This window comes from Pseudomonas sp. GW821-FHT07F01, assembly GCF_059418825.1.
The window spans coordinates 142,467-162,291 of sequence record NZ_JBWKQO010000005.1 but is presented as its reverse complement, the minus strand read 5'-3'; the positions used below and the strand labels follow the sequence as shown (position 1 = coordinate 162,291).

Annotated in this window: 24 protein-coding genes; 7 read left to right on the top strand and 17 right to left on the bottom strand. The window is 59.7% G+C overall.

Features of this window, described 5'->3' with window-relative positions; all coding sequences use genetic code 11:
• Positions 1-66: 66 nt before the first annotated feature.
• Positions 67-939 (bottom strand): 16S rRNA (cytidine(1402)-2'-O)-methyltransferase, encoded by an 873-nt coding sequence (rsmI, locus tag AC07R1_RS19055; RefSeq protein ID WP_495110933.1) that lies wholly within the window; start codon positions 937-939, stop codon positions 67-69.
• A 219-nt stretch (positions 940-1,158) separates the two neighbouring features.
• Between rsmI and AC07R1_RS19050 the strand changes: the two genes are divergently transcribed.
• The 4 genes from AC07R1_RS19050 (at position 1,159) to AC07R1_RS19035 (ending at position 4,614) form a co-directional block, all read left to right on the top strand.
• The gene (locus tag AC07R1_RS19050) at positions 1,159-2,970 is read left to right on the top strand and encodes a penicillin-binding protein activator (RefSeq protein WP_011063321.1); all 1,812 of its coding nucleotides are present in this window, start codon (positions 1,159-1,161) and stop codon (positions 2,968-2,970) included.
• Complete coding sequence (locus AC07R1_RS19045) at positions 2,970-3,341, top strand: YraN family protein (RefSeq protein ID WP_495110843.1); 372 nt, start codon at positions 2,970-2,972, stop codon at positions 3,339-3,341. Before AC07R1_RS19050 ends, AC07R1_RS19045 begins: the two co-directional genes overlap by 1 nt.
• 104 nt (positions 3,342-3,445) lie before the next feature.
• Positions 3,446-4,039 carry a phosphoheptose isomerase gene (locus AC07R1_RS19040; RefSeq protein WP_015636934.1) on the top strand — a complete coding sequence of 198 codons (594 nt, stop codon included), beginning with the start codon at positions 3,446-3,448 and terminating at the stop codon, positions 4,037-4,039.
• Positions 4,036-4,614: a BON domain-containing protein gene (locus AC07R1_RS19035; protein ID WP_011063324.1), complete on the top strand. Its 579-nt coding sequence runs from the start codon at positions 4,036-4,038 to the stop codon at positions 4,612-4,614. The genes AC07R1_RS19040 and AC07R1_RS19035 overlap by 4 nt, the downstream gene beginning before the upstream one ends.
• Before the next feature lie 51 nt (positions 4,615-4,665).
• On the opposite strand, the gene AC07R1_RS19030 is transcribed toward AC07R1_RS19035, so the two are convergent.
• The 7 genes from AC07R1_RS19030 to rplM all read right to left on the bottom strand — a co-directional run bounded on the left by AC07R1_RS19030 (position 4,666) and on the right by rplM (position 9,541).
• Positions 4,666-5,079, bottom strand: a complete 414-nt coding sequence (locus AC07R1_RS19030) for a ClpXP protease specificity-enhancing factor (protein WP_011063325.1) — start codon at positions 5,077-5,079, stop codon at positions 4,666-4,668.
• 16 nt (positions 5,080-5,095) lie between these two features.
• Complete coding sequence (locus AC07R1_RS19025; protein WP_011063326.1) at positions 5,096-5,713, bottom strand: glutathione S-transferase N-terminal domain-containing protein; 618 nt, start codon at positions 5,711-5,713, stop codon at positions 5,096-5,098.
• 152 nt (positions 5,714-5,865) lie between these two features.
• Positions 5,866-6,648 carry a cytochrome c1 gene (locus tag AC07R1_RS19020; RefSeq protein ID WP_011063327.1) on the bottom strand — a complete coding sequence of 261 codons (783 nt, stop codon included), beginning with the start codon at positions 6,646-6,648 and terminating at the stop codon, positions 5,866-5,868.
• The gene (locus AC07R1_RS19015; protein ID WP_011063328.1) at positions 6,648-7,859 is read right to left on the bottom strand and encodes a cytochrome b; all 1,212 of its coding nucleotides are present in this window, start codon (positions 7,857-7,859) and stop codon (positions 6,648-6,650) included. Before AC07R1_RS19015 ends, AC07R1_RS19020 begins: the two co-directional genes overlap by 1 nt.
• Positions 7,859-8,452, bottom strand: a complete 594-nt coding sequence (gene petA / locus AC07R1_RS19010; protein ID WP_011063329.1) for a ubiquinol-cytochrome c reductase iron-sulfur subunit — start codon at positions 8,450-8,452, stop codon at positions 7,859-7,861. Before petA ends, AC07R1_RS19015 begins: the two co-directional genes overlap by 1 nt.
• 253 nt (positions 8,453-8,705) lie before the next feature.
• Positions 8,706-9,098: a 30S ribosomal protein S9 gene (gene rpsI / locus AC07R1_RS19005; protein WP_003228056.1), complete on the bottom strand. Its 393-nt coding sequence runs from the start codon at positions 9,096-9,098 to the stop codon at positions 8,706-8,708.
• A 14-nt stretch (positions 9,099-9,112) separates the two neighbouring features.
• A complete protein-coding gene (gene rplM, locus AC07R1_RS19000; protein WP_007928449.1) occupies positions 9,113-9,541 on the bottom strand; it encodes a 50S ribosomal protein L13 in 429 nt (142 codons plus the stop codon).
• Between the two features lie 247 nt (positions 9,542-9,788).
• On the opposite strand from rplM, the gene AC07R1_RS18995 reads away from it, so the two are divergent.
• Positions 9,789-10,829: an NADP(H)-dependent aldo-keto reductase gene (locus AC07R1_RS18995; RefSeq protein ID WP_015636936.1), complete on the top strand. Its 1,041-nt coding sequence runs from the start codon at positions 9,789-9,791 to the stop codon at positions 10,827-10,829.
• A gap of 79 nt (positions 10,830-10,908) precedes the next feature.
• Here the strand turns inward: AC07R1_RS18995 and AC07R1_RS18990 are convergent, their stop codons facing one another.
• Positions 10,909-12,045, bottom strand: coding sequence for an acyl-CoA dehydrogenase family protein (locus tag AC07R1_RS18990; protein WP_011063331.1), 1,137 nt, complete (start codon positions 12,043-12,045; stop codon positions 10,909-10,911).
• A 244-nt stretch (positions 12,046-12,289) separates the two neighbouring features.
• On the opposite strand from AC07R1_RS18990, the gene AC07R1_RS18985 reads away from it, so the two are divergent.
• Positions 12,290-13,189 carry a GlxA family transcriptional regulator gene (locus tag AC07R1_RS18985; RefSeq protein ID WP_169892244.1) on the top strand — a complete coding sequence of 300 codons (900 nt, stop codon included), beginning with the start codon at positions 12,290-12,292 and terminating at the stop codon, positions 13,187-13,189.
• 42 nt (positions 13,190-13,231) lie between these two features.
• Here the strand turns inward: AC07R1_RS18985 and zapE are convergent, their stop codons facing one another.
• The 3 genes from zapE to AC07R1_RS18970 all read right to left on the bottom strand — a co-directional run bounded on the left by zapE (position 13,232) and on the right by AC07R1_RS18970 (position 16,424).
• Positions 13,232-14,326, bottom strand: a complete 1,095-nt coding sequence (zapE, locus tag AC07R1_RS18980) for a cell division protein ZapE (RefSeq protein ID WP_019093692.1) — start codon at positions 14,324-14,326, stop codon at positions 13,232-13,234.
• Between the two features lie 88 nt (positions 14,327-14,414).
• Complete coding sequence (locus AC07R1_RS18975) at positions 14,415-15,770, bottom strand: tryptophan--tRNA ligase (protein ID WP_495110842.1); 1,356 nt, start codon at positions 15,768-15,770, stop codon at positions 14,415-14,417.
• A gap of 24 nt (positions 15,771-15,794) precedes the next feature.
• Positions 15,795-16,424: an alpha/beta hydrolase gene (locus tag AC07R1_RS18970; protein ID WP_011063335.1), complete on the bottom strand. Its 630-nt coding sequence runs from the start codon at positions 16,422-16,424 to the stop codon at positions 15,795-15,797.
• 144 nt (positions 16,425-16,568) lie between these two features.
• Here AC07R1_RS18970 and AC07R1_RS18965 point away from each other — a divergent pair, with 144 nt between their 5' ends.
• Positions 16,569-17,003 (top strand): Z-ring associated ZapG family protein, encoded by a 435-nt coding sequence (locus AC07R1_RS18965; RefSeq protein ID WP_011063336.1) that lies wholly within the window; start codon positions 16,569-16,571, stop codon positions 17,001-17,003.
• 77 nt (positions 17,004-17,080) lie between these two features.
• Here the strand turns inward: AC07R1_RS18965 and AC07R1_RS18960 are convergent, their stop codons facing one another.
• The 5 genes from AC07R1_RS18960 to AC07R1_RS18940 form a co-directional block, all read right to left on the bottom strand.
• The gene (locus tag AC07R1_RS18960; RefSeq protein ID WP_011063337.1) at positions 17,081-17,839 is read right to left on the bottom strand and encodes a YiaD family glycine zipper/OmpA-like lipoprotein; all 759 of its coding nucleotides are present in this window, start codon (positions 17,837-17,839) and stop codon (positions 17,081-17,083) included.
• 111 nt (positions 17,840-17,950) lie between these two features.
• Positions 17,951-18,595: an MBL fold metallo-hydrolase gene (locus tag AC07R1_RS18955; RefSeq protein WP_495110841.1), complete on the bottom strand. Its 645-nt coding sequence runs from the start codon at positions 18,593-18,595 to the stop codon at positions 17,951-17,953.
• A 58-nt stretch (positions 18,596-18,653) separates the two neighbouring features.
• A complete protein-coding gene (locus tag AC07R1_RS18950; protein WP_077934744.1) occupies positions 18,654-19,154 on the bottom strand; it encodes a methylated-DNA--[protein]-cysteine S-methyltransferase in 501 nt (166 codons plus the stop codon).
• A gap of 165 nt (positions 19,155-19,319) precedes the next feature.
• A complete protein-coding gene (locus tag AC07R1_RS18945) occupies positions 19,320-19,574 on the bottom strand; it encodes a hypothetical protein (RefSeq protein WP_011063356.1) in 255 nt (84 codons plus the stop codon).
• On the bottom strand, positions 19,555-19,737 hold the full coding sequence (locus tag AC07R1_RS18940) for a hypothetical protein (protein WP_011063357.1): 183 nt from the start codon (positions 19,735-19,737) through the stop codon (positions 19,555-19,557). The genes AC07R1_RS18945 and AC07R1_RS18940 overlap by 20 nt, the downstream gene beginning before the upstream one ends.
• Positions 19,738-19,825 lie beyond the last annotated feature (88 nt).

The following is a 19,825-nucleotide window of genomic DNA, read 5'->3' as shown; positions in this document are numbered from 1 at the left end:
CGCAGGTTAACGGCAGAGCGAACGAAGAACAAGCGCTAAAAGCCTTTGGCCACCCTGCTACGCAATTTATTGTTCTTTCTGTTTATCCAGGGCCACCTGATACAGCACATTCTTGCGCTCGCCAGTGATTTCCGCAGCCAAAGCAGCAGCCCGCTTCAGCGGCATTTCCTTGAGCAACAGGTCGAGGATACGCATCGACTCACTACTGATCGCCTCATCACTTTCCGGTGCTGTCCACCCCGCGACCAGCACCACGCACTCCCCACGCTGCTGATTGCTGTCGGACTCGACGAACTGGCGCAGCTCGGAAAGTGGCAGCCCCTTCAGAGTCTCGAAGGTCTTGGTCAATTCACGCGCCAGCAATGCCGGCCGCTCACCACCGAATACCGACTCCATATCCTGCAGGCATTCAAGTATGCGATGCGGCGCCTCATAGAAAATCAGCGTACGCGGCTCTTCCTTGACCGCTTCCAGGCGCGCCCTGCGCCCGACCGCCTTGGCCGGCAGAAAACCTTCGAAGATGAACCGGTCCGAAGGCAAGCCCGCCGCCGACAACGCCGCGATCAGAGCACAGGCCCCCGGTACTGGAACCACGTTGATACCCGCCGCCCGCGCCTGGCGCACCAGGTGGTAGCCGGGATCGGAAATCAGCGGCGTGCCCGCATCGGAGATCAAGGCGACATTATCCCCAGCCAGCAGACGAGTAATGAAGCGACTGCCTTCATCACGCTCGTTGTGCTCATGGCAGGCAGCCAGGGGCGTGGAAATACCAAAGTGCTGCATCAGGCGCTGGGAATGCCGGGTATCTTCGGCAGCGATCAACGACACCTCGCGCAACAGCTTCAAGGCCCGGGCGCTGATATCGTCCAGGTTGCCGATGGGCGTCGCCACCACATAAAGCGAGCCAGCAGCGGAATTCAAAAGACCTGGAGCAGTCAAAGCGCACACCTCTTGATCGGCAAAAGCGCCATTGTAGCGCGTTGAAGCATTCTCAATACGCCTTGCGATCAGACGGTATGGCGCTGTGCTGCGACCTTTCAGGCAGCCAAGCAACATTTGCTTGAGCTAAATCGACGGTTTATCGCCAGTAACATCGCACCCCAGCCAGCGCTTGGGTACAATTCCACGCTCATTTGATCGAGTATCAGGAACACTTACATGATCGCTTGCCTGCGGCTGTTTCTTGCCCTCTGCCTGGCTACCCTTCTGGTGGCTTGCGCCAGCTCGCCCTCTTCCAGCCTTGGCGAACTTCCACGGACACCGGATGCCAGTATCGAGCAACTGCTCGAACAGGCCGCCACCAGCAAAACTCCGGAAAAAGCAGCCCTGCTGCGCCTGAGCGCCGCCGACCTGGCGTATCGTCAAGGCAATGCCGGACGCGCCGGACAAATCCTGCAGCAAGTGCCGCTGGATCAACTCAAGCCTGCCCAGCAAATCTTCGCCAGCACCCTGTCCGCAGAGCTGGCCCTGGTGCGCAACCAGCCAAAGGCTGCCCTCACCGCACTGAGCCATCCAAGCCTGCAACACCTGAGCGAACTGCCGGCAGCTCAACAGATTCGCACCGGCAGCGTTCATGCTCGCGCACTGGAAGCCGACGGCCAGACATTGGCCGCCGCCAAAGAGCGCATCGTTATCGCGCCCTTGCTCAAGGATGATGCAGCAGCCAAAAACCACGAAGCCATCTGGGCACTGATTGCCGCCCTGCCGACCGATCAGTTGCAGCCTGCCGGCAATGACGACCTGGCCGGCTGGATGAGCCTGGCCCTGGCAGTCAAGAGCGCCGGCACCCTGGAACAGCAGCAGGCAGCCATCGATACCTGGCGCGCCCAGAATCCAAAGCACCCGGCTGCCATTCAACTGCCCCAACCCCTGATCAAGCTCAAGGAACTGGCCAGCCAGCCGGTATCGAAAATTGCCTTGCTGCTGCCACAGGACGGCCCCCTCGCATCGGTTTCCAAAGCACTGCGCGAAGGTTTCATGGCTGCTCACTACCAGGCTCAGCAAGCCGGACAGAATCCACCCAGCATCGAGTTCTATGACAGCTCGCGCCTAAGCTCGCTGGATGACTTCTACCGCAAGGCTCAGGCCGCTGGCGTGCAACTGGTCGTCGGCCCACTGGAAAAGCCCCTGGTCAAGCAACTTGCCGCTCGCCCGCAGCTGCCGATCACCACCCTGGCCCTGAACTACAGCGAAGGCGAACAAGGCCCGGCGCAGTTGTTCCAGTTCGGCCTGGCAGCCGAAGACGAAGCCCGCGAGGTTTCCCGTCGCGCCCGCGCCGACGGCCTGCACCGCGCCGCCGCTCTGGTTCCGAAAGGCGAATGGGGCGATCGCGTGCTCAAGGCATTCCGTCAGGATTGGGAAGCCAACGGTGGTAGCGTAATCGGTATCGAACGCGTCGATCAGCCCGTCGCCCTGGCACAGCAGATTGCCGACCTGTTCCAGTTGCGCCAGAGCGAAGGCCGCGCCAAGAGCCTGCAGAGCACCGTAGGCACCCAGGTAGCCGCACAGCCATCACGTCGCCAGGATATCGAGTTCATTTTCCTCGCCTCCACTCCGCAACAGGCTCAGCAGATCAAGCCGACCTTGAACTTCCAATACGCTGGTGATGTACCGGTCTACGCCACCTCCAATGTGTTCAGCGCCAGCGGCGACCAGAACCAGTACAACGACATGAACGGCGTGATGTTCTGCGAAACCCCATGGCTGCTGGATGCCAACGGCCCGCTGCGCCGCCAGGTCACCGCACAATGGCCGCAAGCCGGCGGCAGCCTAGGGCGCCTGTATGCCATGGGCGTCGACGCCTATCGATTGGCGCCACGCCTGGGCCAACTCAAGGCCCTGCCAGACAGCCGGATAGAAGGTGAATCCGGCAGCCTGGGCATGGCTGCCGGGCAACGCATCGAGCGTCAGCTGCCATGGGCCAAGTTCGTCGGGGGCCAGGTGACCCGCCTGCCCGACACGCCGCGCTAATGCTCCAAGGATCAAGCCAGCACAGCGGACGAGATGCCGAAAGCCAAGCGCTTGGGCATCTCCAACAGCACGGACTACGCCTGCTGGCGCAGAACTGGTTGTGTAAACGCGGCGAGCTTGATCTGGTCATGCTTGACGGCGATACAGTAGTATTCATCGAAGTCCGCTACAGAAAACACACGCAATGGGGTGGCGCACTGGGCAGTATCGATGGGCGCAAGCGTCAAAAACTGATCCTTGCCGCGCAGCTTTTCCTGCAAAGCGAATCACGCTGGTCCAGCCATCCTTGCCGTTTCGACGTGGTCGCCATTGACGGCGCCTCGGGTGCAGAAGCCCGCTTGAACTGGCTACGCAATGCCTTCGACAGCTGAAAGAAGCCCTCAGGCCGCACCCATTTTCACTCAACTTTTTTGCTCTTTGCTTTGCGGGCTGCACATTTACGTGCCACCAAGCCGCGCCACTTAAGGTCACACAGATGGACATGCAATCCCGAATTCGCCAGCTTTTTCAGGCCAGTATCGACACCAAGCAACAGGCGATGGACGTACTTGCACCGCACATCGAGCAAGCCAGCCAGGTCATGGTCAACGCCCTGCTGAACGAGGGCAAGATGCTCTCTTGCGGCAACGGTGGCTCCGCCGGCGATGCCCAGCATTTCTCCTCCGAACTGCTCAACCGCTTCGAGCGCGAACGCCCGAGCCTGCCGGCCATTGCCCTGACTACCGACAGCTCTACCATTACCTCGATCGCCAACGACTACAGCTACAACGAAGTCTTCTCCAAGCAGATCCGCGCCCTGGGCCAGCCCGGCGACGTATTGCTGGCGATTTCCACCAGCGGCAACTCCGCAAACATTATTCAGGCGATCCAGGCCGCACATGATCGCGAAATGATTGTCGTAGCATTGACCGGTCGTGACGGCGGCGGCATGGCTTCCCTGCTGCTGCCTGAAGATGTCGAGATCCGCGTACCGGCCACCGTCACTGCACGCATTCAAGAAGTCCACCTGCTGGCGATCCATTGCCTCTGCGATCTGATCGACAGCCAATTGTTCGGGAGTGAAGAATGACCCCTAATCGCCTTGGCCTCCTGGCCTTGACCTTGTGCCTGAGCATCACTGGTTGCAGCTCGGTGATTACCGCCACCCGCGACAAACCCATCGATGATGACCGCGGCACCCGTACCTTTGGCAGCAAGATCGACGACTCGCTGATCGAGACCAAAGTCGCCGTCAACGTCGCCAAAGCCAGCCCAGACCTGGAAAACAACTCGCACATCGTTGTCACCAGCTTCAACGGCATCGTCCTGCTGGCCGGACAAACACCCCGCCCGGACCTCAAGGCCATGGCCGAACAGGCCGCCAGTGAAGTGCAGCGCGTCAAGAAGGTGCACAACGAACTGCAGGTACTGCCACCTTCCGGCTTCCTGGCCCGCCAGAACGATGGCTGGCTGACCACCAAGATCAAGACCCAGATGCTCACCGACGCCAGCGTGCCCGCCTCGCGAATCAAGGTGGTGACCGAGAACGGCATCGTCTACCTGCTGGGCTTGCTGACCCAACAGGAGGCCACCCAGGCCACCAACCTGGTTCAAGGCGTGTCCGGTGTGCAGAAGATCGTCAAACTGTTCGAATACATCGACTGACACACAACCGCGAGATACAAAAAAGGCGATCCGGATGGATCGCCTTTTTTATTACTTGACCACTTTCAAGCTGGGCCGGCCACTGGGGCGCGGCGGCTCACTGTCCGGTGGCGGCAGGTCGTCATCCGGCTCGAGATCATCCTCTTCATCCAGAGGCGACTCCAGATCGAAGACCATGCCCTGGCCATTCTCACGGGCATAGATCCCCAGGATCGCCGCAACCGGCACATGCAGGCTGTGCGGCACACCACCGAAGCGCCCTTCGAAGGTCACTACGTCGTTATCCATATGCAGATGACGCACGGCACTGGGAGAAATGTTCAGGACGATCTGCCCATCACTGGCAAAGCCCTGGGGCACCTGCACTGCCGGATAGTCGGAATTGACCAGCATGTGCGGGGTGCAATCGTTGTCCACAATCCACTCATAGAGCGCGCGGACCAGATAAGGTCGACTGGAGTTCATAGCGGCTCCTTAAGCCTCAGCGCATATCGCGTTCGACACCAGACAGACTCGCCTGGAAAGCCTCACGCGCAAATTGGCGTTCCATATAATCAAGCAACGGCTTGGCCTGCCGCGGCAGTTCGATACCCAGGACCGGCAATCTCCAGAGTATGGGCAGTAGGCAGCAGTCCACCAGACTTTGTTCCTCACTGAGGAAAAATGGCTTGTCGGCAAACAAAGGAGAAACACCTGTCAGGCTTTCACGCAATTCCTTGCGCGCCTGCACTCGAGCAGCCTCCTTGGTCCGCGGATCAAGAATCAGATCCACTTGCCCGCACCAGTCACGCTGGATCCGGTGTATCAGCAGACGGCTGTTGGCTCGCGCCACAGGATAAACCGGCAGCAGTGGCGGATGCGGATAACGCTCATCCAGGTACTCCATCACCACTGTCGACTCCCACAACGCCAGGTCGCGGTCGACCAGCGTTGGCAAGCTCCCATAAGGGTTCACTTCGATCAGCTTCGGCGGCTGACGCCCCGCCTCCACACTGATGATCTCGGCGCTGACACCCTTCTCTGCGAGCACAATGCGCACCCGGTGGGAATAGTGGTCGGCGGGGTCGGAGTAACAGGCCAACCGATTGGTCACGCCCATGGCGATCCTCCTCGCTTGTTGAAATTATCGGAAGCAGAAAAAACGAGCGCGCCCTCAGGGCGCCTCTGGTAACCCCCGAATGATACAGGGTTGTTACAGTTTCAGAGACGCCCTTGGGCGCGCACGTTCAACAACTGATGCTTAAAACGCTATCAATGCACATCCTTCCAGTATTCGCGCTTGAGCAGATAGGCGAACACGAAGAAGAAGGCCAGGTACAGCAGTACGTAGGTACCGATGCGCTGGTGCTGCAGCTTGACCGGGTTGGCCGAGTAAGCCAGGAAGGTCACCAGGTTCTTGACCTTCTCGTCGAACTGAGCCTCGTTGAGAGTCCCGGTGTTCTCCTTGATGGTCAGCTGGTCACAGGCTTCATGAGTCAGCGGCGTGCCGGTCAGCGGATCGTATTGCTTCTTGCCGTCTTCGACGATCTGCACCTGCTTGCAACCGATCACCTGGCGACCCTGCAGGCCAACCAGAACGTTAGGCATGCCCACGTTCGGGAAAACCTTGTTATTCACACCCCAAGGGCGCGCCGGGTCCTCATAGAAGGACTTGAGGTAGCCATAGAGCCAGTCTGTACCCCGCACACGGGCCACCAGGGTCAGATCCGGTGGCGCAGCGCCAAACCAGGTCTTGGCATCTGCCGGCTGCATGCCGATGTTCATGTGGTCACCGATCTTGGCGCCGGTGAAGACCAGCTTGCTCAACATCAGATCGTGAGGGATACCCAGATCGTCGGCAACCCGCTCATAACGCTGGAACTTGGCGCTGTGGCAGCCCATGCAGTAGTTGGCAAAGGTACGCGCGCCGTCTTGCAGGGCAGCTTTGTCGGCCAGGTCGATATCGACCTTCTCCAACTCAGGGCCGCCGTGCTCGGCCGCGAAAGACAATACAGGCATAGCAGCAAGAATCAGTACAGCAAATAGCTTTTTCATCAGCCAGTCACCCTTTCCGGAACCGGTTTGGTCTTCTCGAGCCTGGTGTAGAACGGCATCAGAATGAAGTAGGCGAAGTACAGGAAGGTACATACCTGCGACAGCAGCGTACGACCCGGAGTCGGTGCCAATACACCCAGCACACCCAGGATCACGAACGAGATGCAGAACACCAGCAGCCAGATCTTGCTCAGCCAGCCTTTGTAGCGCATGGACTTGACCGGGCTACGGTCGAGCCAAGGCAGCACGAACAGCACGGCAATGGCAGCCCCCATGGCAATGACGCCCATGAGCTTGTCCGGCACCGCACGCAGGATCGCGTAGAACGGGGTGAAGTACCAAACCGGAGCAATGTGCTCAGGCGTCTTGAACGGGTTGGCCTGTTCGAAGTTCGGCTTCTCGAGGAAGTAGCCACCCATTTCCGGGAAGAAGAACACGATCGAGCAGAAGATGAAGAGGAACACCACTACGCCGACGATATCCTTCACGGTGTAGTAAGGGTGGAAAGGAATACCATCCAGCGGGATGCCGTTCTCATCCTTGTTCTTCTTGATGTCGACGCCATCCGGGTTGTTCGAACCCACTTCGTGCAGTGCCAGGATGTGCAGCACCACCAGACCGAGGATCACGATCGGCAGGGCAACAACGTGCAAGGCGAAGAAGCGGTTCAGGGTGATACCGGAAATCAGGTAGTCACCGCGGATCCACTGAGTCAGGTCGTCGCCGATGACCGGGATCGCACCGAACAGCGAGATGATCACCTGGGCGCCCCAGTAGGACATCTGGCCCCACGGCAGCAGGTAGCCCATGAAGGCCTCGGCCATCAGTGCCAGGTAGATCAGCATGCCGAACAGCCACACCAGCTCACGGGGCTTCTGGTAGGAACCGTAGAGCAGGCCACGGAACATGTGCAGATAGACCACGATGAAGAACGCCGAAGCGCCGGTGGAGTGGAGCAGACGCAGGATCGCGCCGTACTCGACGTCGCGCATGATGTATTCAACGGAAGCGAAGGCCTCTTCCGCCGAAGGGGTGTAGCTCATGGTCAGCCAGACACCGGTTACGATCTGGTTGACCAGAACCAGCAGCGCCAGGGAGCCAAAGAAATAGAAGAAGTTGAAGTTCTTCGGAGCGTAATACTTGCTGAGATGGTCTTCCCACATCTTGGTCGCGGGGAAGCGCGCATCAACCCAATCCATGAACTTGCTCATCACGCTTTCTCCGTGTCGACGCCAATGACGATGATGTCATCCGACTCATAGGAATGCGGGGGTACTGGCAGGTTCAAAGGCGCAGGTTGCGACTTGTAGACGCGACCAGCCAGATCGTAGTGGGAACCGTGGCAAGGGCAGAAATAGCCACCTACCCAGTCCTTGCCCAGATCCGCGGGCGCCACTTCAGGACGGAAGGTCGGAGAACAGCCCAGGTGGGTGCAGATACCGATCAGCAGCAGAATCTCTGGCTTGATCGAACGCACTTCCGGGTCGACGTAGGTTGGTTGTACTGAGTTCTTGGAGTCAGGGTCAGACAACTGGCCCTCGATCTTTTTAAGATTCCCCAGGATTTCCTCGGTACGGCGGACGATGAATACCGGCTGACCACGCCATTCAGCAATCATCTGCTGACCTGGGTCGATCTTGCTGATATTCACCTTCACCGGTGCACCTGCGGCTTTCGCCTTGGCACTGGGAAACCATGACCCCACGAACGGGACCGCAGCCCCCACCGCTCCAGCAGCACCCACCACGGATGTGGCTGCTACTAGGAAGCGACGCCGGCCTGCATTCACGCCGTCATTGCTCATTCAGTCCTCTCCCATCAGCTTTGTGGCCTGTTAAATCAGGCATCTACTAAGTAAAAATCTGAACTTATAAAAATTTTGCCGAATGGTAATGAAAAGCCCCTATTCTGACAAGGTAATTACCAAGCCGAGCCGGCCCGAAGCCTTGCAGTATAGGGCCTCCGCGGATGTGGCAAGTTGTCACAGAGCAAATTCTAGACAATAAAAAACGCCCAGCTCCGCGAGGAGACTGGGCGTTTTTGAACGCAGTAGCGAATTAACGCTTGGAGTATTGCGGACGCTTACGCGCTTTACGCAGACCCACTTTCTTACGTTCAACTTCACGTGCGTCACGGGTTACGAAACCAGCTTTACGCAGCGCGCTGCGCAGAGTTTCGTCGTAATCCATCAGAGCGCGAGTGATACCGTGGCGGATTGCGCCAGCTTGACCACTTACACCGCCGCCGATAACGGTGACGTAGATATCGAACTTCTCAACGGTCTCGGTCAGCTCCAGCGGTTGACGAACTACCATGCGGGCAGTTTCGCGACCGAAGAAGTTATCCAGGGAGCGGTTGTTGATCGAGATGTTGCCAGTGCCCGGACGCAGGAAAACGCGTGCGGTTGCAGTCTTGCGACGGCCAGTGCCGTAATTTTGAGTCGCCGACATAATGAACTATTCCGTTAAATCTTCAGTTCTTGGGGCTGCTGAGCAGTATGAGGGTGTGCAGCGCCCGCATAGACTTTCAGCTTACGGTACATGTCGCGACCCAGCGGGTTCTTAGGCAGCATGCCTTTTACCGCGGTCTCGATCACGCGCTCAGGGGCTTTGGCGATCAGCTTTTCGAAGTTGATCGACTTGATGCCGCCCGGGAAACCGGAGTGGGAGTAGTACATTTTGTCAGTGGTTTTAGCGCCAGTAACACGTACCTGCTCGGCATTGATCACGACGATGTAGTCGCCGGTGTCAACGTGAGGAGTGTACTCAGGCTTGTGCTTGCCACGCAGACGGCTCGCGATTTCGGTGGCCAGACGACCCAGGGTCTGACCAGCAGCGTCGACGACGAACCAGTCGCGCTTTACTGTTTCCGGTTTAGCAGTAAAAGTTTTCATTCTTTATAGCCTCAGGGGCCGCCCAGCAAAATAGACGGCGGATCTTACTGAATAGTGCTTACTTTGACAAGGTCAAAGGCAGCCGGACACAGACGCTATCGGGGGCTCGGGTCAGCGCGTCTGATATACGGCAAGATTCTTCGGCAGGCGGCGCATCACTTCCACTGCAGAAAGAGCTGCCGAATTATGCAGATTGCGAAAAAAATTTCAACCTGCTTTTATGATTGTTTTGCCAAGGGAGCACCCGATGGACTACCGCCAGCTGGGCCGAACCGATCTGAATGTGAGTGCAATTTGCCTGGGCACCATGACCTGGGGAGAGCAGAACACCGAGGCTGAAGCCTTCGCTCAGATCGAGCGGGCCAAGAACGCCGGAATCAACTTCATCGACACTGCCGAGATGTACCCGGTGCCGCCAAAGGCCGAAACCTACGCCACCACCGAGCGCTATATCGGCAACTGGTTCAAGCAGCGTGGCGACCGCGCCGACTGGGTCCTGGCCAGCAAGATCGCAGGTCCGGGCAACACCATCGACTACATTCGCGACAAACAGCTCAAGCACAACCGCAAGCATATTGTCGAAGCCGTGGATGCCAGCCTCAAGCGCCTGCAGACCGACTGGATCGACCTGTACCAACTGCACTGGCCCGAGCGCAGCACCAACTTCTTCGGCCAACTGGGCTACAAGCACCAGGCCGATGAAGACTTCACTCCGCTGGAAGAAACCCTCGAAGCCCTGGACGAGCAGGTCAAGGCCGGCAAGATCCGCCATATCGGTCTGTCCAACGAAACGCCATGGGGCACCATGAAGTTCCTTGCCCTGGCCGAGAGCCGTGGCTGGCCGCGGGCGGTTTCGATCCAGAACCCCTACAACCTGCTCAACCGCAGCTTCGAAGTGGGCCTGGCGGAAATTGCCATTCGTGAACAATGCGGCCTGCTGGCCTACTCTCCTCTGGCCTTTGGCTACCTGTCCGGCAAGTACGAAGGCGGCGCGCGGCCAGCCAAGGCACGGCTGAGCCTCTACAGCCGCTTCAGCCGCTACTTCAACCCTCAGTCGGAAGCGGCCTGCAGCCGCTACGTGGCGCTGGCCCGCGAGCACGGCCTGGATCCGGCACAGATGGCCCTGGCCTTCGTCACTCAACAGCCGTTCGTGACCAGCAACATCATCGGCGCCACCACTCTGGAACAGCTGGACAGCAACATCGCCAGCGCCGCCTTGAAGTTGTCGGATGAGGTCCTCGCCGGGATCGAGGCAATCCACAAGGATCACCCCAACCCCGCGCCTTAATAGGCCCACAGTTGCTGGCTTGCCAGCGAATGGATACGTCGCATAACCCGCTTCGCACCCTTCGCCGGCGGCCCGCTCCCTATAGTGAGCGGGCAATGATCTCCTTCATGATCTCGTTGGTCCCGGCATAAATGCGCTGCACCCGGGCATCGGCCCAGGCCCGGGCCACCGGGTACTCCCACATGAAGCCGTAGCCGCCGTGCAACTGCACGCATTCATCAAGCACCTTGCACTGCAGGTCAGTCCCCCAGTACTTGGCCATGGCCGCCGTCGGCACATCGAGCTTGCCCTGCAAGTGCAGCTCCAGGCAGCGATCGACAAATACCCGGCCGATCTGAATTTCCGTGGCCATTTCCGCCAGCTTGAAACGGCTGTTCTGGAAATCGGCAATCGCCTTGCCAAAGGCTTTGCGTTCGCGGGTGTATTCCAGGGTCCACTGCAACGCCGCCTCGGCACTGGCCAGGCCACCAATGGCCACGGTCAGGCGCTCCTGGGGCAACTCCTGCATCAAATAGGCAAAACCTGCCCCAGCCTGCCCCAGCAGATTCTCCTTGGGTACTCGCACATCCTGGAAGAACAGCTCGGAGGTGTCCTGAGCCTTCATTCCCACCTTTTCCAGGCGCTTGCCCTTGGAGAACCCGGGAGTATCGGCCTCAACCAGAAACAGGCTGGTGCCCTTGGCTCCGGCCTTGGGATCGGTCTTGGCCACGACTATCACCAGGTCCGCCAGGTAGCCGTTGGTAATAAAGGTCTTGGAACCATTGATCACGTATTCGTCGCCGTCGAGCACTGCCGTGGTCTTCACCCCTTGCAGGTCGGAGCCCGCCCCCGGCTCGGTCATGGCAATGGCCGTGACCATTTCCCCCGAGACCAGCCGGGGCAGGTACTTGTGCTTCAGCGACTCACTGCCGTAATGCAGGATGTAGGGCGCGACAATGTCCGAATGCAGGGAAAAACCAATGCCCGTCAGGCCCAGCCGGCCAATCTCCTCGATCACCACCGCGCTGTAGAGAAAGTCCGCCCCCAGGCCGCCGTATTCCTCGGGAATGTGCGAGCACAGCATTCCGGCCTCCCCCGCCTTGCTCCACAACTGACGGTCGATATAGCCCTGTTTTTCCCATTCGCCATGGAAGGGCACTGCCTCTTTCTCAAGGAATGTACGCACGCTGTCACGGAAGAGTTCGTGCTCGGAGCTGAACAAGGTTCTAGGGATCATGCAGGCACCTGTGATGGTTATTGATCATGGGTTGGCTGCCAGAGCCTAAGGCTAGCCACCTGCACGGGACACTGGACACATCCGACAAAAAATAAGACGATCCAGCCGTCTGGTGACCACTTTCCCCTATAAGAACAATTGAATTATGTCTAACCAAACCTCCACGCCCTTGCGGCGCGTCAGCATCCTGGCTATCGACCGGGTTTTCGCTTCCACCCTCATGCAAGCCAAGGATTTCTTCCATCTGGCCAGCCTGCGCTACGGCAAACAACTGGGCCAAGGCCTGACCCCGGCGTTCGAAACCCGCCTGGTCAGCCCCGACGGTCAACCCGTATGCAGTTTCAGCGACGTGATCATGCCGGTGGACGGCCCGCTGGAAGACACCGATATCATCATCCTCCCAGCGTTCTGGGACGACTTCGACACCCTGTGCCAGCGTTACCCGCAGATCTTGCCCTGGCTGCGCGCCCAGCACGCTCGCGGCGCGGTGCTCTGCGGCGAAGCCACCGGGGTGTTCTGGCTGGCGGAAGCCGGCTTGCTCGATGGCAAGGAAGCCACTACCTACTGGCGCTTCTTCAGCGCCTTCAATGAGCGCTTCCCCAAGGTCCAGCTCAATCAGGACAAGCACCTGACCGACGCCGACAACCTCTACTGCGCGGGCGGTACCACCTCGGCCTGCGACCTGTACATCTACCTGATCGAACGCTTCTGCGGTGCCAACGTGGCCCAGGCCGTGGCCCGGGACATTCTCTATGAAGTACAGCGCAGCTACGCCCCAGGGCGCATCGGCTTCGGCGGCCAGAAGCTGCATCAGGACGTGATCATCCTGCAGATCCAGCACTGGCTCGAAGAGCACTTCGCCGACAAGTTCCGCTTCGAGGACGTGGCCCGCGAGCACGGCATGAGCATTCGCAACTTCATGCGCCGTTTCCAGACCGCCACCGGCGACAAGCCCCTGCATTACCTGCAGCGCCTGCGCATCGAAACCGCCAAGGGCCTGCTCTCGGGAACGCGCAAGAGCATCAAGACCATCAGCTACGAAGTCGGCTACGACGACGCCAGTTTCTTCGCCCGACTGTTCCGCCAGCACACCGAACTTTCACCCAACCAGTACCGCCAACAGTTCCAGCAACAGGCGGCATAAAAAAAGGGCCTGCAATGCAGGCCCTTTTTCATCTGGCGATGCTTATGGCTTGTGCGCCCGCGACAGGAACTCGTGGGACTGCATCTCCAGCAGACGGCTAAGGGTGCGCTGGAACTCGAACGTCAGGCGGCCACCGGTGTAGAGGTCCTTGAGTTCGACCTCGGCGGAAATGATCAGCTTGACGTTGCGGTCGTAGAACTCGTCGACCATGTTGATAAAGCGCCGGGCGATGTCGTCGGTGGTGACGCTCATCTGCTCCACGCCACTGAGCAACACGGCATGGAAGATCTTGCCCAGCTCGATGTAGTCGTTCTGGCTGCGCGGGCCGTCGCACAGTTCCCGGAAGTCGAACCAGGCCACATCATCGCAGGTACGCAATGCGCGGATCTCGCGGTTCTCGATGATCAACACATCGTTTTCCACCGCCTGGGTGCACTCCGGCGTCAACGCCCGGAAGCTCTTGCGCAAGCTTTCCTGTGCTTCTTCGTTCAATGGATAGTGGAACAGCTCCGCCTGCTCCAGGTGACGCAGGCGGTAGTCGACACCGCTGTCGACGTTGACGATCTCGGTGTTCTGCTTGATCAGGGCAATCGCCGGCAGGAAGCGCGCGCGCTGCAAGCCATCCTTGTACAAGCCGTCGGGGACGATGTTCGAAGTGGCGACCAGGGTCACGCCATTCTTGAACAGCTCCTCCATGAGGGTGCCAAGAATCATCGCGTCAGTAATGTCAGACACGAAGAATTCGTCGAAGCAGATCACCCGCGCCTCTTGCGAGAAACGCTTGGCGATGATGGTCAACGGGTTCTTCTCACCGCCCAGGGTCTTCATTTCTTCGTGTACGCGCTTCATGAAACGGTGAAAGTGCGTGCGTACCTTTTCCTTGAACGGCAAGGCTTCGAAGAAGGTGTCCACCAGATAGGTCTTACCGCGCCCCACTCCGCCCCAGAAATACAGACCCTTGACCGGCGTCTGATCCTTCTTGCCAAAAAGCTTGCCGAGCAGGCCCGGCTTGTTTTGCTCGGCCGCGATCAGATCGTCATACAGGCGCTGCAGATGACGCACAGCCGTTTCCTGTGCCGCATCATGAAAGAAATCCGGGCGTTTCAGATCTGCTTGGTATCGTTCTAGGGGCGTCATAATTCGTTAGCAAGGCAACAAAAACGGGCCGTCACTTTAGCGACGGCCCTGGGGAATGGCAATCAGCCCTTGGTCGGGAAGATGCCGATTAGTCCTGCGCCGGGGTCAGAGCGATGCGCAGTGCATCTACAGCCGCGTCACGGGCGCTGGCATCGGCAAAGTCCGGGCTATCCGCCACACAGGCGCCGTCCAGCCAGATACCGAATGCATTGCCCTCGGTCCGCAGATCCAGCTCCTGGCCCGATTGCAGTTGCTTGGTGACAGCACCTGCAGCCTTGCCATCAGCGAAATTGCGCGACAGCAGCAGTTGCTCGCCATCGGCCGACAGCAAACGGAAACGGAAGCTGCCGTCATCCTCTCGAAAGCTGATGAAACGCGCGGCCTTGGCGGCTTTTTTCTTGGTGGTGGCTGCCACCTGTACCTGGGCGGCGAAAGAGCGCAGGCCCACGGCTTCGCGCAGTTCGTTGAGGAACGGCGTGGCCACGGCACGGGCCTTGACGGCGCCGGCCCGCAAGATGTCTTCCAGGTCCGAAGGGCGTGCGATCAGTTGGTGATAACGCTCGCGGGCTTCGCCCAGTTCGGCATCCAGCAATTGGAACAGGCGGTTCTTGGCTTCGCCCCAACCCAGGCCCTGAAGCAGCTCGCTGCGGAACTCGGCGGCTTGCGCAGGGTTGGAGAACGCCTGGTACAGGGTGAACAAATGAGAGTTGTCCGGATCCTTGGCCTCGCCTGGCGCCTTGGAGTCGGTGACGATCCGCGAGATCGCGTCCTTCATGTCCTTGGCGCTGGTGAACAGCGGGATGGTGTTGTCGTAACTCTTGGACATCTTGCGGCCATCGAGGCCTGGCAAGGTGGCAACGCTTTCCTCGATCAGCGCCTCGGGCATGGTGAAGAACTCCTTGCCCTGGCCGAACAGGTGGTTGAAACGCTGGCCAATGTCCCGGGCCATTTCCACGTGCTGGATCTGGTCGCGGCCCACCGGCACCTTGTGCGCGTTGAACATCAGGATGTCCGCCGCCATCAGTACCGGGTAGCTGTACAAGCCCATGGTGATGCCGGCGTCCGGGTCTTCACCGGCCTCGACATTCTTGTCCACCGAAGCCTTATAGGCATGGGCACGGTTGAGCAGCCCCTTGGCCGCCACGCAGGTCAACAGCCAGGTCAGCTCGGGGATCTCCGGGATGTCCGACTGGCGATAGAAAGTCACGCGTTCCACATCCAGGCCACCGGCCAACCAGGTGGCGGCGATTTCCTGGCGCGAACGCTGGATACGCAGCGGGTCATCGCACTTGATCAGTGCGTGGTAGTCGGCCAGAAAGTAGAAGGAATCGGCATTGCTGTCGCGGCTGGCGACGATCGCCGGGCGGATCGCACCGGCATAGTTGCCCAGGTGCGGAGTGCCGGTGGTGGTGATGCCGGTGAGGATACGCGTACGAGTAGTCATGGGTAATCGCTTATCAGACTGCTATCAATTCGAAAGTCGCGGCAGCACCAGATCTTTCAGATCGGTGAGCTTGCCATGAAAAAAGTGCCCGCATTCTGCCACTTTCAGCAGCTCATGGGGGCGAACAAGCGCGTCGGACCAGTCGTAGACCGCCTGCGGGTCGATGACCTCATCGGTTTCCGGCTGGATCAGGGTCAACGGGCAGTTCTGCGGCAGCAGGTCGCTATCACGCAGGCGGGTGACTGCCGGCGCCACCATGAACAAGTGCTTGAGCTGCGTGCCCTGGCCTTCCAGACGCCCGCCAAGGCTGGCCGCGACAAAACCGCCAAAGGAGAACCCGAACAGGGTCAAGGGCAGTTGCGGATGCTGGGCCTGCAACCACTGGGCTGCCGCCTGGGCATCGTCGACTTCACCGCTGCCCATGTCGTGGCTGCCTTCACTGGCGCCCACGCCACGGTAGTTGAAGCGCAGGGTGCTCAGGCCGGCATCCCGCGCAGTGCGCTGCAGGGTGGATACCACCTTATTGAGCATGGTGCCGCCCTGCACCGGATTGGGGTGGCAGATCAGCGCCATCCCACGTGCATCGGGCACCTGCAGATACAGGGCTTCCAGTTGGCCCACCGGGCCGGCAATCACTACAGGGGTTTCACGCATAAGCAAGGAAGGAACTCCGTGACCTCGAAGGGGGTCGACTCGTCTAGCAAATGGTCTGTGCCAATCTATTGCGAGTGAATCGCGGTATACAGCGCAGGTTCGAGCCGTTAACGTAAAGCAAAGCCGTTTATAGAGGAAGGACTCGTGGAACACTCGCTCTTAGTTTGGTTGTTGCCGACTCTTGCCCTGGTCGCGGGTGTCGCCATTGGATTCCTGGTCGCTCGCCTGCTGCCCAATGCCGCGCCTAACCGCACGCAGCGTCAGTTGGATGATATTCAGGAACGTTTCGACAATTATCAGAATGAAGTGGTCACTCACTTCAACAGCACCGCAACCCTGGTCAAGAAACTGACCCAGAGTTACCAGGAAGTGCAGGATCACCTCGCCGAGGGCGCCAATCGCCTGGCCTTGGACGAACTGACCCGCCAGCGCCTGCTGGCCGCCTTGCACTCGGAGTCGGTGCAGGCTCCACGTGAGCGCCTGACCCCTCCACGGGACCAGGAACCACCACGGGACTACGCGCCGAAGACGCCGAATGCCCCAGGCATGCTCGACGAACAATATGGCCTGAAGAAGTAATACGCCTCAGCCATTAAAAAAGCCCGCCCGATCTGTATCGGGCGGGCTTTTTTATGCCTGGGGTTCAGCCAGTCCGGTCAGGGATACTGCTGGTATTGCTGACCTTGCTGCTGATAGGGCTGCTGGTACTGCTGGTTCGGTTGCTGGTACTGCTGGCCCGGAATCGCCTTGAGGTTGACCTCGACCCGACGGTTCTGCGCACGGCCGTTGACATCGGCGTTGCTGGCGATCGGGTTGTCCGGACCGGCGCCACGAGCGGACAGGTTGGAACCGCTGACCCCCTGGGACGTCAGGTAGGTCGCTACGCTCTGGGCGCGACGCTGGGACAGATCCATGTTGTGCTGACGGCTGCCAGTGCTGTCGGTGTAGCCGACGATCTCGATCTGGTTCTGGTTGAACTCACGCAGGGAGTTGGCCAGGTTGTTCAGGGGCTGGTAGAAGCTGGGCGCGATATTCGCCGAGTCAGTGGCGAAAGTGATATTGCCCGGCATGATCAGCTTGATCTGATCGCCCTGGCGCTGCACTTCGACCCCGGTGTTAGCCATGCTGGCGCGCAGTTTTTTCTCCTGCTGGTCAGCGTAGTAGCCATAACCTGCAGCGGAAGCACCGACCACTGCTGCACCGATCAAGGCCCCCTTGCCACGGTTGTTGTGGTCGATGGCAGCACCAGCCAACGCACCGGCCAAGGCTCCCAGCCCACCGTACTTGGCGGTTTTACTCATGCCAGACGAGCCGCCGTCGGCCTGCCCCTGGTTGTCATAGGGGTTAGGCGAAGCGCAGCCGGACAACAAGGCCACAGCAGTAGCGACAACAATCAAACGACGTGAGGTGAACATGGAAAGCTCCTACATTTTGCATTCTGTGGTGCAGCGGACGTTGGCAATAGACCTTTGCCGGCGTTGGAACACGCAGAACGGCAAAAATTCCGTGAACCAACGGGCAAATAGTCAGGCTCGCACGAACGGGTTCTGACGCATCTCATCTCCCAGCCGGGTGTCTGGGCCGTGCCCGGCAACCACTGTGGCGTCTTCGTCGAGGGTATAGAGACGCTGCTTGATCGAACGCACCAGCGTGGCCTGGTCGCCACCCCACAAATCCGTGCGCCCGACCCCGCGCTTGAACAGCGTGTCGCCGGTAATCAGAAGCTTAGCCTCGGAAAACCAAAAGCTCATGGAACCTGGGGTATGCCCTGGAGTGTGCAAGGCCACACCGCAACCGCAGGCCAGCTCTTCGTCATCACCCAACCAGCGATCCGGGGACGGCACAGGGGTGTAGGGCACGCCGAACATGCTGCACTGCATCTCAAGGTTGTCCCAGAGAAACTGGTCGTCCTTGTGCAAGTGCAGGGTGGCGCCGGTCTTTTCCTTCATCTGCCCGGAGGCCAGGAAGTGATCCAGATGGGCATGGGTATGGATGATGCTCACCACCTTCAGGCCCAGTGCGTCCAGGCGCGCCATGATCAGGTCGGGGTTGCCGCCCGGATCGACGACTATGGCTTTCTTGGTCAGCGGGTCGCCAATGATGGTGCAGTTGCACTGCAGCGGGCCGACGGGGAAGGTTTCGCGGATGAGGCTGGGCTTGGCGGCGTCCATGGGAAGGCTCCAGAAAAATCGATGGGCCATTCTGTCACAGCTCGCCGCCACTGCTTACTCAGAACGCCAGTTGCAACGTCTCCTCGCCTTCCAGTGCCAACAGGAACTGCTTGGCCTCAAGACCGCCGGCGAAACCGGTGAGGCTGCCCGAGGCGCCGATCACCCGGTGGCAGGGGGCGACGATCGAGATCGGATTACGCCCATTGGCCGCCCCTACCGCACGCACTGCAGTGGGATTGCCGATCTGTCGGGCGATCTGGCTGTAACTGCGGGTCTCGCCGAAAGGAATGGTCAGCAGGGCTTGCCAGACCTGGCGCTGGAACTCGGTGCCGACAAAGTCCAGTTCAAGCTCGAAACGCTCGCGGGTACCGGCAAAGTATTCGAGCAACTGGCGCTCGGTCTCCAGCAACAGCGGATGCTCCGCGGCTTCCTGCAGTGGGCCCAGGCGCACCCGGTTCTGCCGCTCGTGCTCCCACAGAATCGCCGCCAGCTTCGCTCCCCGGGCGACCAGGGTCAGTTGGCCAACCGGGGACGCCATTTTCTTGAATACGCAGGACATCGCAGTTCTCCTTCAATCCGCCAGGGAAATCAGGCCGGCAACCCTGGGGTTCGCCGCCTTCATCTCAGTACGCCTGCACTGTAGAACGAGATTTCAGCGCAAGAACCTCGTTTCTTGCGCTGGAACTCGAAGGCGGATCATTCTGGGCGCTGCCAGGCGGCGAGGCTAGTCGTCTTCGTCCACCAAGTAGCAGTTGTCGCTGCTGCTAAGCCGGCCATGGGGGTCGACGATAAAGGCCCCCCGCCCCTGACCACACTCCAGCAAGTGCACCGGCGACAGCTCGCGCTGGCGGTCGATCTGGGCGTTGAAGCGCACGATATAGGCACCCAGGGAAATCGATACACACAGGATCAGCATCAGACACAGCACCAACTGGTCGGTGTAGCCGGCGCCGCTATCGTCAGACGATACCCGCGACATGCTCGGCCTCCGCCCGTTGCAGGTCATGCCCCAGCAGGAACAAGCTCAAGGGGCCGCCGTCCCCAAGGCGCACCATGGGTGCCCCGGACGGCAGGACGCAAGCCATCAGGCCGAGAAGAATCAACACCAGCAGGATGCCTTTGAGCACTGAAGACAGGTTCATGGCTGTGCCGCGCTCTGCAGTTAAGAAGAGCCTGAGCTTAGAGAGCGCTGGGTTAACAGCGGGTAAACATCAATGGAAAAGCCTCGGC

Bases quoted from the DNA above. Each gene is read 5' to 3' on its own strand.
- AC07R1_RS19050 (WP_011063321.1), top strand. From the start codon at position 1,159: ATGATCGCTTGCCTGCGGCTGTTTCTTGCCCTCTGCCTGGCTACCCTT.
- AC07R1_RS19045 (WP_495110843.1), top strand. From the start codon at position 2,970: ATGCTCCAAGGATCAAGCCAGCACAGCGGACGAGATGCCGAAAGCCAA.
- AC07R1_RS19040 (WP_015636934.1), top strand. From the start codon at position 3,446: ATGGACATGCAATCCCGAATTCGCCAGCTTTTTCAGGCCAGTATCGAC.
- AC07R1_RS19035 (WP_011063324.1), top strand. From the start codon at position 4,036: ATGACCCCTAATCGCCTTGGCCTCCTGGCCTTGACCTTGTGCCTGAGC.
- AC07R1_RS19030 (WP_011063325.1), bottom strand. From the start codon at position 5,079: ATGAACTCCAGTCGACCTTATCTGGTCCGCGCGCTCTATGAGTGGATT.
- AC07R1_RS19025 (WP_011063326.1), bottom strand. From the start codon at position 5,713: ATGGGCGTGACCAATCGGTTGGCCTGTTACTCCGACCCCGCCGACCAC.
- AC07R1_RS19020 (WP_011063327.1), bottom strand. From the start codon at position 6,648: ATGAAAAAGCTATTTGCTGTACTGATTCTTGCTGCTATGCCTGTATTG.
- AC07R1_RS19015 (WP_011063328.1), bottom strand. From the start codon at position 7,859: ATGAGCAAGTTCATGGATTGGGTTGATGCGCGCTTCCCCGCGACCAAG.
- petA (WP_011063329.1), bottom strand. From the start codon at position 8,452: ATGAGCAATGACGGCGTGAATGCAGGCCGGCGTCGCTTCCTAGTAGCA.
- rpsI (WP_003228056.1), bottom strand. From the start codon at position 9,098: ATGTCGGCGACTCAAAATTACGGCACTGGCCGTCGCAAGACTGCAACC.
- rplM (WP_007928449.1), bottom strand. From the start codon at position 9,541: ATGAAAACTTTTACTGCTAAACCGGAAACAGTAAAGCGCGACTGGTTC.
- AC07R1_RS18995 (WP_015636936.1), top strand. From the start codon at position 9,789: ATGGACTACCGCCAGCTGGGCCGAACCGATCTGAATGTGAGTGCAATT.
- AC07R1_RS18990 (WP_011063331.1), bottom strand. From the start codon at position 12,045: ATGATCCCTAGAACCTTGTTCAGCTCCGAGCACGAACTCTTCCGTGAC.
- zapE (WP_019093692.1), bottom strand. From the start codon at position 14,326: ATGACGCCCCTAGAACGATACCAAGCAGATCTGAAACGCCCGGATTTC.
- AC07R1_RS18975 (WP_495110842.1), bottom strand. From the start codon at position 15,770: ATGACTACTCGTACGCGTATCCTCACCGGCATCACCACCACCGGCACT.
- AC07R1_RS18970 (WP_011063335.1), bottom strand. From the start codon at position 16,424: ATGCGTGAAACCCCTGTAGTGATTGCCGGCCCGGTGGGCCAACTGGAA.
- AC07R1_RS18960 (WP_011063337.1), bottom strand. From the start codon at position 17,839: ATGTTCACCTCACGTCGTTTGATTGTTGTCGCTACTGCTGTGGCCTTG.
- AC07R1_RS18955 (WP_495110841.1), bottom strand. From the start codon at position 18,595: ATGGACGCCGCCAAGCCCAGCCTCATCCGCGAAACCTTCCCCGTCGGC.
- AC07R1_RS18950 (WP_077934744.1), bottom strand. From the start codon at position 19,154: ATGTCCTGCGTATTCAAGAAAATGGCGTCCCCGGTTGGCCAACTGACC.
- AC07R1_RS18945 (WP_011063356.1), bottom strand. From the start codon at position 19,574: ATGTCGCGGGTATCGTCTGACGATAGCGGCGCCGGCTACACCGACCAG.
- AC07R1_RS18940 (WP_011063357.1), bottom strand. From the start codon at position 19,737: ATGAACCTGTCTTCAGTGCTCAAAGGCATCCTGCTGGTGTTGATTCTT.